At 30.9% G+C, this 12,417-nt stretch carries 15 protein-coding genes; 10 read left to right on the top strand and 5 right to left on the bottom strand.

Annotated elements, in window-relative coordinates; all coding sequences use genetic code 11:
• The first annotated feature begins 54 nt into the window (after window positions 1–54).
• From L987_RS02850 to L987_RS02815, 8 genes are all read left to right on the top strand, one after another.
• Window positions 55–699, top strand: coding sequence for an endonuclease III domain-containing protein (locus L987_RS02850; RefSeq protein WP_011303750.1), 645 nt, complete (start codon window positions 55–57; stop codon window positions 697–699).
• Between the two features lie 183 nt (window positions 700–882).
• The gene (locus tag L987_RS02845; RefSeq protein WP_011303749.1) at window positions 883–1,767 is read left to right on the top strand and encodes an ABC transporter substrate-binding protein; all 885 of its coding nucleotides are present in this window, start codon (window positions 883–885) and stop codon (window positions 1,765–1,767) included.
• A 175-nt stretch (window positions 1,768–1,942) separates the two neighbouring features.
• Window positions 1,943–2,893, top strand: coding sequence for a FecCD family ABC transporter permease (locus tag L987_RS02840; RefSeq protein ID WP_011303748.1), 951 nt, complete (start codon window positions 1,943–1,945; stop codon window positions 2,891–2,893).
• A gap of 96 nt (window positions 2,894–2,989) precedes the next feature.
• Entirely contained in the window at window positions 2,990–3,691 is a 702-nt protein-coding gene (locus tag L987_RS02835) for an HAD family hydrolase (protein WP_011303747.1), read from the top strand.
• Complete coding sequence (locus L987_RS02830; RefSeq protein ID WP_047502828.1) at window positions 3,692–4,492, top strand: alpha/beta fold hydrolase; 801 nt, start codon at window positions 3,692–3,694, stop codon at window positions 4,490–4,492.
• A gap of 170 nt (window positions 4,493–4,662) precedes the next feature.
• The gene (locus tag L987_RS02825) at window positions 4,663–5,172 is read left to right on the top strand and encodes an SA0570 family protein (protein ID WP_011303745.1); all 510 of its coding nucleotides are present in this window, start codon (window positions 4,663–4,665) and stop codon (window positions 5,170–5,172) included.
• 444 nt (window positions 5,173–5,616) lie between these two features.
• On the top strand, window positions 5,617–6,327 hold the full coding sequence (locus L987_RS02820) for a membrane protein (RefSeq protein WP_011303744.1): 711 nt from the start codon (window positions 5,617–5,619) through the stop codon (window positions 6,325–6,327).
• 206 nt (window positions 6,328–6,533) lie between these two features.
• Entirely contained in the window at window positions 6,534–7,337 is an 804-nt protein-coding gene (locus tag L987_RS02815) for an alpha/beta fold hydrolase (protein WP_047502826.1), read from the top strand.
• A 265-nt stretch (window positions 7,338–7,602) separates the two neighbouring features.
• On the opposite strand, the gene sarA is transcribed toward L987_RS02815, so the two are convergent.
• The 3 genes from sarA to L987_RS02800 form a co-directional block, all read right to left on the bottom strand.
• Entirely contained in the window at window positions 7,603–7,977 is a 375-nt protein-coding gene (gene sarA, locus L987_RS02810) for a global transcriptional regulator SarA (RefSeq protein ID WP_002484043.1), read from the bottom strand.
• Window positions 7,978–8,337: 360 nt separating this feature from the next.
• Window positions 8,338–9,165: an efflux RND transporter periplasmic adaptor subunit gene (locus L987_RS02805; RefSeq protein ID WP_231558562.1), complete on the bottom strand. Its 828-nt coding sequence runs from the start codon at window positions 9,163–9,165 to the stop codon at window positions 8,338–8,340.
• A 222-nt stretch (window positions 9,166–9,387) separates the two neighbouring features.
• Window positions 9,388–10,317: a DMT family transporter gene (locus L987_RS02800; protein WP_011303741.1), complete on the bottom strand. Its 930-nt coding sequence runs from the start codon at window positions 10,315–10,317 to the stop codon at window positions 9,388–9,390.
• Between the two features lie 225 nt (window positions 10,318–10,542).
• Between L987_RS02800 and L987_RS02795 the strand changes: the two genes are divergently transcribed.
• Complete coding sequence (locus tag L987_RS02795; protein ID WP_011303740.1) at window positions 10,543–10,776, top strand: hypothetical protein; 234 nt, start codon at window positions 10,543–10,545, stop codon at window positions 10,774–10,776.
• 497 nt (window positions 10,777–11,273) lie between these two features.
• On the opposite strand, the gene L987_RS02790 is transcribed toward L987_RS02795, so the two are convergent.
• A complete protein-coding gene (locus L987_RS02790; protein WP_011303739.1) occupies window positions 11,274–11,492 on the bottom strand; it encodes a DUF2922 domain-containing protein in 219 nt (72 codons plus the stop codon).
• Window positions 11,493–11,510: 18 nt separating this feature from the next.
• Window positions 11,511–11,717 carry a sigS mRNA-stabilizing protein SroA gene (sroA, locus tag L987_RS02785; protein WP_002484039.1) on the bottom strand — a complete coding sequence of 69 codons (207 nt, stop codon included), beginning with the start codon at window positions 11,715–11,717 and terminating at the stop codon, window positions 11,511–11,513.
• A 147-nt stretch (window positions 11,718–11,864) separates the two neighbouring features.
• On the opposite strand from sroA, the gene L987_RS02780 reads away from it, so the two are divergent.
• Window positions 11,865–12,416: a tyrosine-type recombinase/integrase gene (locus L987_RS02780; RefSeq protein WP_002484038.1), complete on the top strand. Its 552-nt coding sequence runs from the start codon at window positions 11,865–11,867 to the stop codon at window positions 12,414–12,416.
• Window position 12,417: the final 1 nt, after the last annotated feature.

Here is a 12,417-nt window from a genome sequence, read left to right as displayed (position 1 = left end):
ATCTTACTAGCTCTTTTTGTTAGTGAAAATAAGCGTGCAAATGAGGTGTTTAAAATGACATTGGATACAGAAAGTTTATATCGCATTTTATATAAGCATATGGGGCCACAAGGTTGGTGGCCTGCAGATTCAAAAATAGAAATCATTTTGGGAGCGATTTTAGTTCAAAATACGAATTGGCGAAACGCAGCCTATGCCATTGATTCATTAAAACAAGCTACTCTATTGGATCCACACCATATCTTGAATTTAGAATTAGAAGATCTACAAACATTAATTAAGTCGAGTGGATTTTATAAAAATAAAGCGAAAACCATACTGGCATTACTAAGTTGGTTGCATCAATACGATTTTGACTATAAAGCCATTGCTGATAAATATCATACTAATCTTAGAGACCAGTTGTTGCATATAAAAGGTGTTGGAAGTGAAACAGCCGATGTACTCATCGTTTATGTATTTGAAGGTATCGAATACATACCTGACAGTTACACAAGAAGAATTTATCGTTTACTCGGATATGAACATACAGAACAATATGACAAATTGAAACGCAACGTATCATTACCTGAAACCTTTACGAACCAAGATGCAAATGAATTTCATGCTTTATTGGATAATTTTGGAAAAAATTATTTTAACGGCAATGCCTCACATCAATATACATTTTTAGATGAATACTTTGAATACAATGACTAAAATGATATAGAAATTAGACTCTAATCAGTATTAATTAAGGGTTATCATCAATCAAATAATAGAAAGTTTATATATATGTGTAGCTTAAAAAATTAAATTAAATAGTTACTTTTAAAAATAATAGTAAAAAGCGCATGAAAATTTGATATGATTAAAGCAAATCATAAACTAGGAGATTATATCATGAAAAAGCAATTTAAAGTCATTTATCTTTTTATTATTTTAGCTGTTATATTGGCTGCATGTAGTACCAATTCTGACAAATCCACTAAAAACGAGCAGTCAGAAAAATCATATGACAGAATTATTTCTCTTATTCCTAGTAATACGGAAATATTGTATGAATTAGGTCTAGGAGATAAAGTGGTCGGTGTATCAACTGTAGATGACTATCCGAAAGAGGTAAAAGATAAAAAACAGTTTGATGCTATGAAATTAAATAAAGAGGCGTTATTAAAGGCTAAACCTGATTTAATACTCGCACATGAATCTCAGAAATCAACAGATGGTAAAGTACTGAATGGATTGAAAGACAGTGGTGTTAAAGTGGTCTATGTTAAAGATGCGCAATCTATTGATGAGATGTATGAAACTTTTAAGCAGGTCGGTAAAGTGACAGGTAAAGAAAAAGAAGCCAATGCGTTAGTGAAAGAGACTAAAAATAATATTAAAAAAGTTGTGAATTCAGTGCCAAAAGACGCAAAATCTCAAAAGGTTTTTATGGAAGTATCTTCAGAACCTGAGATTTATACGGCAGGAAAAAATACATTTTTTGATGATATGTTGAAGCAACTGAAAGCTAAAAATAGCTTTTCAAATCTAGATGGTTGGCAAAAAGTTAGCAAAGAAGCAATTATTAAGAAAAATCCAGATGTGATGATTTCAACGATGGGTATTTCAGAAAAAGATTATCAACAAATTATCGACAAGAGAGGCGGATTTGAATCATTAAATGCTGTGCAAAAAGGTAGAATTGAAGCGGTGAATGGTGATCAAATTTCTCGACCAGGACCTCGTATTGATGATGGTCTCAAAGCTTTAAGAGATGCAATTTATAATGAAAAATAGACAGTATAGTGAGTTCTAATTAAAAAGATTATTTAAGTAACACCCTGAAGTTTGTTTGTACATACTTTTCAGGGTGTTTTTTCTGATTAATAATTTATAATAAATGAGATAGTATTCGATGTGTTCAGATGGTATTGTAGGAGAGTGAAGATTTATTTGAAAGTGTGGCAAAAACATGAAGTATACTAAAACAATGTGTTTATGGATTGTGTTCATTATCATTAGTTTATTGCTGAGCTTATTTTGGGGTTTGGGTGATATAAGTGATACGCTATCACAAACAATATTATATCAAGTAAGAATTCCACGTACTTTACAAGCCTTGTTAGCCGGTGTTGGTTTAACACTTGCTGGACATATGTTTCAAACATTGTTGAACAACCCGCTTGCAGATAGTTTTACATTAGGATTGGCAAGTGGTGCTACATTTGGATCTGGGCTAGCTGTCGTTATAGGCGTTTCATTTATTTGGTTACCTATATTTTCAGTGTTATTTAGCATAATGACTTTAATACTGGTTATTGTACTAACCAGTGTAATGTCTAGAGGGTATCCGGTTAGAACACTAATCTTGGCTGGCATAATGATTGGTGCATTATTTAATGCATTTTTATATGTGCTCATTATTTTTAATCAAGAAAAAATGAACAATATCGTTAATTATATGTTTGGTGGCTTCTCATCTGCAGAATATAACGAAGTGATTTATATCGGTATTGTATTATCCATAGGTATGATAATTTTATTGAGTTTGGTGTCAAAAATTAAAATATTACAGCTTGGTGATTTACGAGCTCAGTCATTGGGGCTTAATGTGCGTAGTGTAACGTATAGTGTCTTGTTAATCGCCTCCATCATAACTGCCGTCATTGTTGCATATGTAGGTGTTATTGGATTTATTGGGATGGTTATTCCACAGCTCGTACGAAGAAGTCGCGCACATTATAATCTAAGACAACAAATGTTATTGAATATTGTGATTGGTGGTACAATTATGGTACTTTCAGATTGGTTAGGTAGTGTCGTATTAGACCCTTTCCAAGTACCAGCTAGTATTATACTCGCATTGTTGGGGATTCCCGTATTGTTTTACATTATCGCGACACAACCGCGAATGCAAGAATAGTCATTTTAAGGTAAAATAAATAAATCAGATTGCAGTAAATACAGGGAATAATATCATTTTTAATAGAGTGACATATTAATTAAAGAGGTTATGATAATGGATTTAACACAAATAAAAGCGATTGTATTTGATTTAGAAGGCACCCTTTTGGATAGAAAAAAATCACGCGAGAAATTTATAGAAGAACAATATGAGCGGTTTCATGATTATTTAGTACGTATTCAATTAGCAGATTTTAAGAGAAAATTTATAGAGTTAGACGATGATGAAGACCATGATAAACCAGAACTTTATAAAGCCATCATTAAAGATTTTCATGTCGATCGATTAACATGGAGAGACTTGTTTAATGATTTTGAAATGCATTTTTATCGCTATGTGTTTCCATACTATGACACATTGTATACTTTAGAGAAATTAACAGAAAGTGGTTATCTAACAGGTGTTATCGCCAATGGCAGATCTAAAATTAAACAATACCGAATGCACGCCTTAGGTGTAGAAGATGCTATAAACTACTTATCTACTTCAGAAACAGTGGGTTATCGAAAACCACATCCGAAAATTTTTGAAGACATGCTTGATCAATTAGGTACTCAACCTGAAGAAACAATGTATGTAGGTGATGACCCATTAAATGATGTTGCGCCAGCAAGAGCAATGGGAATGGTAAGTGTGTGGTTTAAAGAAGATGATGAAGTGGATGTTGAACCATTGCCAGAAGAAGTTGATTTCACGATTAACACGACAGAAGAATTATTATCTATATTACCAATTGCAAAGAAAGGAAGAGAATAAATGAATTTATTTACAACAAGCGACGGTACTGCGCTCAATTACAGAACGAGTGGTGAAGGCAATGCAATAGTGATGATTCACACTGCATTCGATAATTTAACAGTATTTGATATGATCGAAGAAAATTTTACTGATGATAACCAAGTTATACTTGTTGATTTAAGAGGTCACGGATACTCTGACAAACCACAACATATTGATTTCAAGGAATATGCTGAAGATATTAAAGAGCTATTAGACTATTTATATGTCACACAAGCATCATTGATTGGTCATGAATTAGGAGGATCTGTTGCTAGCGCATTTGCAGCAATGTATCCAGAAATGGCTGACTCAATTACATTAGTAAATCCAACGCTGTTAAACGATATGTCTCCAGAAGAACGTTTATATCGCAGGTATGCCAATCAAATTAGAAATTGGGATAAAGAAGAACAACAGAAATTTTTAGATAAGCATTTATATTACTCAAAACGTAAAGCTAAGAAATTCTTAAAACATGTAGATAATACAAATGGTATCGCTACAGAAGCAGAATTAGAAGCAGTCAAAGATTCATTTAATGACAATAATATCATGAGTTATTTAAGTGAAATTGATTTACCTATTTTGATTATTGCTGGTCAACATGGTGAAAGAACAACCATTGTTGAAGCGAAAGAAGTGGGAGATTATATTGGTGAAGTACAATTTGAAACATTTACTGCGTCTGGATTATATCCATTTGTTGAAGAAAAAGATAAATTTGTAGATTTGGTGTTAAAATTTATCAAAGACAATGAAAAAGAATTAACATATTAACCTTCAATTCGATATGAATGAAAGTTTGTAAGTGCTGTTATGCAGCAATTTTTTATTACAAGTCGCACTGTTTTTGTAATCTCATTGTAACAATACTGTTATTTTAGTAACATTTATAGTACAATATGGGTGAGCACAAAGAAACTTATAAACAGAAGGAGAGCGTGCTTATGAAAAAATTATTTGCAGCAGTAATCGTATCGGGGTTAGCACTTTCCGGAATGAGCACAGGTAGTGTTGATGCCGCGTCAGGTAACTCTATCCAAAATGTTAAATCACTGCAACAAGGAGATACAACGTTAGAAGGTGCGAAAATCGGCGAACCTGTTCAAAACTTATTGAAATCTAATGATGTATCCGTATACTCACACAGACCGGATGGCAAAGAACATTATTATGAATTTAAAAAAGATAATGGTGTACTTGTTGTAACAGCTGACGGTAAAAAGAACAACGGTAAAATTACGCGTGTTTCTATGAGTTATAATGATACAAACGGTCCAACTTACAAAGCGGTTAAAAACATTGTTGGTAGTAATGCTGTTACACGTGAGCATTATAATAATGTAACTGGTAATTTCGGTTATGTTCAAGACAATGATTTATCATATCAATTTAGTTCTTCATCACCAAGTGATAAAAACATTAAATTGTACCGTATTGATTTGACTGAATCATAAATATCAGTGAAACAATGTAAATAGCTTATATAAGCTGAAACGCATGCGCAAATATTGCTACAATGCGTTATTGGTTACAAGTATTGCGACATTTGCATAAGAACTACTTTTTCACGAAAGAGTAGTTCTATAGAAAACGATGTATTAACGTCACTTGAGTTAGAGATAGTCGCTAACGTATAATATAAATTAGAGTCTGGGACTTATATAGTGTCTCAGACTCTAATTTATATTGGACATTAAATCATACGAATAAGCAATGGCTTGTGTATGGTAAATCAAGTGGGGTTTCGAAACCTTTATTGAAAATGAAATTATCTATCCTGTACTTGTTATTTTATTGTTAAAATCAAGTGTAGTATGAGATTATTAAAGAAACAGCTTTGATATCTCAACTACAATAGTGTTGATAGAGTAAAGTGAATTTTATAAAAGGAGTCAAATATGAGAGTTAACGATAAGGTTTTAGTAGAAAATATTAATGACTATTTTACTCATAAAGGTCTTTCTCCAAACTTAATAGAAGATATTAAAGAGAAATTAAAAAAGGATTTCCAAAAATCTGAAGCCAAAGATGAAGACTATATTGAATATAGACGAAAATCACCAGCAGAAATAATACTAACGATTCAACGCAATTTATTCACACTACAACTCAATCCTATTATTTTTTTTATTGTTAATTTTATTTTACTTTCTTACTTATATGATAAGCAATATGTATCATTTCAGGCAGCTACGGGCACCTCTATTTTTTACTTTTTAATTATTTTACCAATTTCAATCTTCATATACTTGCGAATTGATTGGAAGAATTATTTATACAGTAATAAGTTTGAAATGGTGATTGGCTTAGTAGTGGCCATTGCTGCGTTTGTTCTCGTGATATTACATACATTTGATATTAATTTAGGTATTGTAGCAGTTACAATATATGCACATCAAGTCGTATTTTTTATAGGTATATTATTCAGTATTTCAGGTATTTATTTTAAAAGATTAGAGTTTACAGGAATTGGATTACTATTATGTCAAAAAACAATTGATGCGATGATTGGAAACGCGAGTATTGCACAAATTGGCTCAATCATTATTTGGATATTATTGTTAATTGTCATTATTTATTATACAATCCGCATCTCTTCTAGAAATTAATAGTATTTATGATTTAAACACTTAAATGAAGCGAACACGTTTCAGTGCTAAACACCTAAGGTATGGTGTGGCATTGGAACGTGTTTTTTATTTATAAGCATGTATTTAATGTTAATTGAATATGGGGACATAATTTAAAATTAAAAAGAGAGCATAAGGCGATTCAATTACGGGTATATGAATTTTGTAAAGGGAGGTGGCCCAAAATGGAAAAAGTCGCAACAAATTACAACAACGAGATTGCATACATCCGAGAGGGTCAAGGTTTTCCTGTGATACTGATTCATGGCCTAGATGGCAACATGGCTTCATTATATAGCCTAAAAGATGAATTAAAACATAAATTTGAAGTAATTGTTTATGATGTAAGAGGACACGGTAAATCAACAAAAAAGAATTCGTTTAATTTAGAAGATCATGTAGAAGATTTAAAGGCTTTGATGACAAAATTTAATATTTCATCTGCACATCTTATTGGTCATGACATGGGAGGATTAATTGCAAAGCATTTCACTGATAAATATGGATCAATGGTCGCAACATTAACTTTAATTGCTTGTAATCTTATTGATAGTGTACATGCTTTAAATAAATTAATGATTGAGCACCAAGATGAAATTGAAGGTTTTGATAAATCTGAAGCACTGATATTATTATTGCCTTATATGTATAAAGAACAAGAAAAAGCTAAGAAATGGTTTCAAAATCAATTGATTTATAGTAGACAATCAGCAGAAGATAGTGCTGTAGCCACACGAGCATTAATGAATTTTCCTGTATTTAATAAAGATATTGTTATTAAACAAACAGATGTGCCTACATTAATTGTTAATGGCATATATGATCCTTTAATGACAACAGAGACTATTGAAAAATATCATTATGCATTTGCAAGACTGCAAATACAGATATTTAATGAATCAGGTCATGCACCACATATTGAAGAACCAGAACATTTTTTAGATGTTTACAGTGATTTTATAGAGGCTAATGAATTTCAAAAAGAATAATTAGATTTAGTGGATTTTTAAAGAAATGAATATATCAACATAGTTGCAGAATGAAGTGTTTTGAATTTTAGATAAAATTGAGATGAGACAGAAACCAAATTTTAAAAACTTGGTTTCTGTCTCAGTTATGTAATTAAAGATGCTTAGGATGTAGGCACAGCTAAAATACATAAATAGGGGTATTTTAATATAACAAATACCTGTCTTATCATAGTCAAAGAGGCCGAGACATGCATTGCATGTCTCGGCCTCTTTTATATTAAGCTTAAACTTCTTTTTCGTCGTTAGCTTCTTTAATGCGATCATTCACACGTGATAATAACTCGTTAATTTTTTTACGTTGTTTAGTGTTAACTAAAATTAATACTGTTCTTTCATCATGTTCATTACGTTTTTTATCGAAATAATCTTCTTGAGATAAGTTTTTAACTGCTTTAACAACTTGAGGTTGTTTATAGTTCAAATGATTAATAATATCTTTTAAATAATATTCTTCACTTTCGTGTTCGCTAATATAAGTTAATACAGCAAACTCCTCGAAACTTATTGAAAATTCTTTTTTGATAATTCCTTTTAATTTATCAGCGTAAGTAACCATCGCTAATAATTCAAAGCAATCATTGATTTTGGTGATAGCCATCCTTATTCCTCCCTATTTTATTGCCCAATCAAATATACATGTTAAAAGTGTTTTTGTATAAATATTTGTCTTAATTCAAAGTTAAATACAAAGAGTTTATCATAATTTGCAGACCTATTATATTTGAGTAAAATATATTAAAACTGCTATTATTTAGTTTATTATAACTAAATAAAAATAGAAAGTAAACAAAAAACTGTTTAAGCGGTACATGAATGATTTAAGATATTAATTCAATTCTTTAAATACCAATGAGGGAAATATAATTAATATTTCTCATTTTCAATTTTCCATGATTTGATAAAATTACTAAAAAAATAATTTCTAATTAAAGGTGTTTACTATTTATACCGTGTACGTTTAATTTTTCGACAGAACATGATTTGCATTTTTAGCAATTGTATCGCCTATATTTAAACCTTCTATAACTTTCATATCTTTGTTATTACCCAATTTTTCTGTTTTAATAACCCGTTTAATAAATTTTTTATTTCTTTGTAAAAAAACGAATTGCTTTTTATATATTGCAGTTTTTGGAATTTCAATAGTGTAATTAGGTTTTTCTACGCGTAAATGCCGACCGAATTTAATATCCGGTGTTGAACTGATTTCAACATGATACCGAGATGATTTTGTATTAGCTTCAGTATTTAAAGGTAATTTACTAATGAAATTTACAGTACCTGTGAAACTATGACCTGGATCAATGCATATGTGTACTTTATCCTTTAATTCCAATGTATTTACTATTGATTCTGGAACTTTAGCTTTGATTATAGCACTGGGATTAAAAATTTGCAGAATAAGACCATTATTTTGAGAAGGCACACGTTGATTAATGGCAATTTGACCATCCATCGATGCGTAAATCGTTGTGCGTAGTTGTGTTTGCAGGGTTTCAATTTCATGTTGTGTACGATTTCTTTCAATTGAGATTGTAGGATACTTAAGTGGGTCAATGTTATTCAAGTGGGCTAAGTATTTTTGTTTAGAAGTGATTTGGTGCTCGATGTCAACATTGTAATATTCAAATAGGGGCTGGTTCTTATTGACGTGTTCTTCATTCTTAACAAACCAATTGTGGATGATGCCTTTATTTGAATCGAAAAAAATATTTGTTAGTTGAGAAGGCGATTGTATACCTGTGAAGTGTTGTGGTTCTTTATGTTGAATTTTGAGTGTTTCCACTGTATGGGGATGCTCAGTATGAGACTTTGTTAAATAGAGCCAGCTTAGTAGGGTGATACTACAAAATAAAGCGAGTAGTGTGATAAAAATTAAAAATTTCCGCAAAGAAGTCACCTCTTGATGTTTTGATAAACCTATTATACTGCGGTGTAGCATTGCTTTTCTATAAAAAAATAGCGTCATTTACCAAAAGTTTAAAGTAAATAACGCTACGATACATTTTTAGAATAATCTCAATAAAATAATACCAATCATTATCGCAATGATGCCAATGATTTTTCGCGTAGTGATTTTATTAATGCGCGTACCTAATAAACCAAAATGATCAATGATTACACCCATTAGCATTTGACCTAACATAACGATAATCGTCGTTAGTGCAGCACCAAGATGTGGCATTAATATGATATTTGTAGTTACGAATACAACCCCCAGTATACCACCGATAAAATAGATTGGTTTGAGTTTACCTTGTTTTGCATCGACTGTCTTGAGTTTAAGACTTCTATTAAATATCAATGTAAGTATGAATAGGACAATGGTACCAACCGCGAATGAAATCAATGAGGCCATAACAGATGAGTGTATTTGTTGACCTAAAGCACTATTGATAGCTGTTTGGATTGGAGGACAAAAACCAAAGATAAATCCAATCACTAACCAGATGTAAACGGGTGATGACTTATTTGTTTCAATGGGTGTTCTTTTTACATAGTTCATAAGTATGATGCCGAAAATTAAAACAATGATACCTAGTACTTTAAAGATAGTAAAAGGTTCTTGATTTGCACCAAACCAGCCAAAGGTATCAATCATGACGCCCATAATAATTTGACCAGATACAGTCATAACAACGGTTAATGACGCGCCTAAACGAGGTAATAGCAATAGATTACCAGTAAGGAAAATAACACCAAGCATACCACCGACAAACCATATGTAACTGAAAGATTGATTATTGTAAAACTGTGCTGTAAATACATGAGGATTGGTAATAAGATTAATTAAAATTAAAAAAATAGTTCCGGTTGCAAATGAGATTGTAGACGCATAGAATGAAGATTTCGTATAAAGACTTAATCTAGAGTTGATTGAAGTTTGAAAAGGAACCACCATACCTGCGACAATCCCGATTATATATAAGAGGATCATTAAATCACGCTTTCTTTCAAGATATATATACATTATATAGGAAAGAGAAAAATATGCATACATTTAAATTCAATCAAGAAATATTTGTATATTACAAAAAATAATGTACACAATACACAAAATGTAATAAAATATGTATGTTGATAAATTTAGAATTTTAAAAATTAGCAAAATTAATCAATTTTAAATAACAGAAGTAATACAAGAAGTGAGTGACTATAGATAGTGAAACGGCTTTCCATAATTCGACTTTTAGATCAAGAAACTTTTTTCTTGGGTGTAGGTAGAAATGATAATATAAAAAAACATCAATTTTTAGAAGTGTTGAATTCAAGGCATTCTTATAAAAATTTAGCCCAAGTCGTCGAAGTATATGATCAGTATGCGATATGTAAAAAATTAGGTAAGAAAAAGATATTTTTTGGCGATACTGTTAGATTACGACCACATAGAGATTAAGCCACCTTCAAAAATAAAGGAGAACTAGTCCGTTCATGGATCAGTTCTCCTTTATATTTAAAATCAATTATTAGATATCGACAATTCTGTAGGTGCTTATGAATACTGTTCTAAGCGTGGCATAACGTAACCAACTCATTACATTATGTATAAGTATATTCAAATACAAGGTTTATTGGTCAATTAACAATAATAGTTTAGTGAATTATCAATTTTCATAATAATGAAGAAAACGGCAATTTCTATTTGAATTAAATAGAAATTACCGTTGTTTTATTAATCTAAGATGTTTATGACCTATGCACCAGTTACTTTATAGCAATTGTAGGCGACCAACGTAATTAGATTTATAACTTACTTTCATTCAAGTAAATGACATAGTCTGATTGTAGGGCATAGGTATCTACTTTAGCTAACTTTTTAAATCTTCTATATTTTGATTTAATAGTGTGACTAGGAAGTCCGTTATAAAAGTTTCTACCATTAAGTTAAATAGTTTAGTTTTCAAATATGAGTTTAGTAGATTTGTCTATAATCTGTGCTGAATGAATAGACGTTGGAATACCAGATTTAGGTCGTAAAATATCTAAATCTATGATTTTAGTCATACCTTCTTTAACTGCTGATTCGTTTACGAAGTGTTCAATTTTGGGTAATGGTAATTTGATTGCTTTATTTACTGCATCATTGAATATAAGCTCTAGGGTTTGTGACATTGTTTAGTGCCTCCTCATTTAGTTAATAGCTTCGGTCTTAATGACTTCTAGCTTGTCAAAACGTTCTCCAGTGATTTGTTCGATAATTGATTTAAAGCTTTTGAGTTGTTCTGGTGTCGCTTCAGTATTTAAATTAGTAAAGTGACGTTTGACCTGACTGGCTTTTCCATCTTTATCGTACAGTGTGCGTGACATTGTTACTGCAAGTTGACTAATTGTACTCATCTGTTTCAACCTCCTTTCACTATATATATCGAAATTAAATAGTGAATTGGCCAAAAATAATTTGAGAAATTTAAGTTAATCCCTTTCATGTGACATAAATATCATATATCATTAAATAAGAAACATTTATGGTTGAGAGGTGAATATATGAACCAAGTAGATCCAATTAGGGATATTAATGAGATAAAGGCAATGTATAAAGTACTTAGTTGTAAATCAAAACGTGATTATTTATTTTTTAAATTTGCGATACATACAGGTGTGAAACTGTCCGAATTATTAAACCTTTGTGTGAGTGATGTAAAAGGTGAAGAAAATAAAATTAAATATTATTGGCTTGAAGAACATGCATCGAATATTCATATTAGATTGCCAGATAAATTAAGAAATGAATTGGCACAATATATAGAAGAAGAGCATTTAGAGGATAGCCAATTATTATTTCAATCCAATAGAACATTGAAAGGTTTGTCACGTCAGCAGGCGTATAGAATTATACATGCTGCAGCAGTAGAACTAGGCATGTTACATATAGGTTTAACTACGCTTAGGAAAACATTTGCGTATCATGCGTATCAATCAGGTATTTCAATTTCTATTATTCAAAAGTATCTAGGTCATCAAACCACGTATGAAACGATGAAATTTATTGGTATTTCAACTAAAGCAAGTAAAACAACAATAGCTTTAAATTTATAAA

This window comes from Staphylococcus sp. ZWU0021 (assembly GCF_000798895.1).
Classification (GTDB): domain Bacteria; phylum Bacillota; class Bacilli; order Staphylococcales; family Staphylococcaceae; genus Staphylococcus; species Staphylococcus saprophyticus.
Note: the sequence above shows the minus strand (reverse complement) of the source record. Positions and strands in the feature narration are given on the sequence as shown.

Excerpts from the sequence above, each read along its gene's own strand:
- L987_RS02830 (WP_047502828.1), top strand. The coding sequence starts at position 3,692 with ATGAATTTATTTACAACAAGCGACGGTACTGCGCTCAATTACAGAACG.
- sarA (WP_002484043.1), bottom strand. The coding sequence starts at position 7,977 with ATGGCTATCACCAAAATCAATGATTGCTTTGAATTATTAGCGATGGTT.
- L987_RS02845 (WP_011303749.1), top strand. The coding sequence starts at position 883 with ATGAAAAAGCAATTTAAAGTCATTTATCTTTTTATTATTTTAGCTGTT.
- L987_RS02800 (WP_011303741.1), bottom strand. The coding sequence starts at position 10,317 with ATGATCCTCTTATATATAATCGGGATTGTCGCAGGTATGGTGGTTCCT.
- L987_RS02790 (WP_011303739.1), bottom strand. The coding sequence starts at position 11,492 with ATGTCACAAACCCTAGAGCTTATATTCAATGATGCAGTAAATAAAGCA.
- L987_RS02835 (WP_011303747.1), top strand. The coding sequence starts at position 2,990 with ATGGATTTAACACAAATAAAAGCGATTGTATTTGATTTAGAAGGCACC.
- L987_RS02820 (WP_011303744.1), top strand. The coding sequence starts at position 5,617 with ATGAGAGTTAACGATAAGGTTTTAGTAGAAAATATTAATGACTATTTT.
- L987_RS02840 (WP_011303748.1), top strand. The coding sequence starts at position 1,943 with ATGAAGTATACTAAAACAATGTGTTTATGGATTGTGTTCATTATCATT.
- L987_RS02825 (WP_011303745.1), top strand. The coding sequence starts at position 4,663 with ATGAAAAAATTATTTGCAGCAGTAATCGTATCGGGGTTAGCACTTTCC.
- L987_RS02780 (WP_002484038.1), top strand. The coding sequence starts at position 11,865 with ATGAACCAAGTAGATCCAATTAGGGATATTAATGAGATAAAGGCAATG.
- L987_RS02850 (WP_011303750.1), top strand. The coding sequence starts at position 55 with ATGACATTGGATACAGAAAGTTTATATCGCATTTTATATAAGCATATG.
- sroA (WP_002484039.1), bottom strand. The coding sequence starts at position 11,717 with ATGAGTACAATTAGTCAACTTGCAGTAACAATGTCACGCACACTGTAC.
- L987_RS02815 (WP_047502826.1), top strand. The coding sequence starts at position 6,534 with ATGGAAAAAGTCGCAACAAATTACAACAACGAGATTGCATACATCCGA.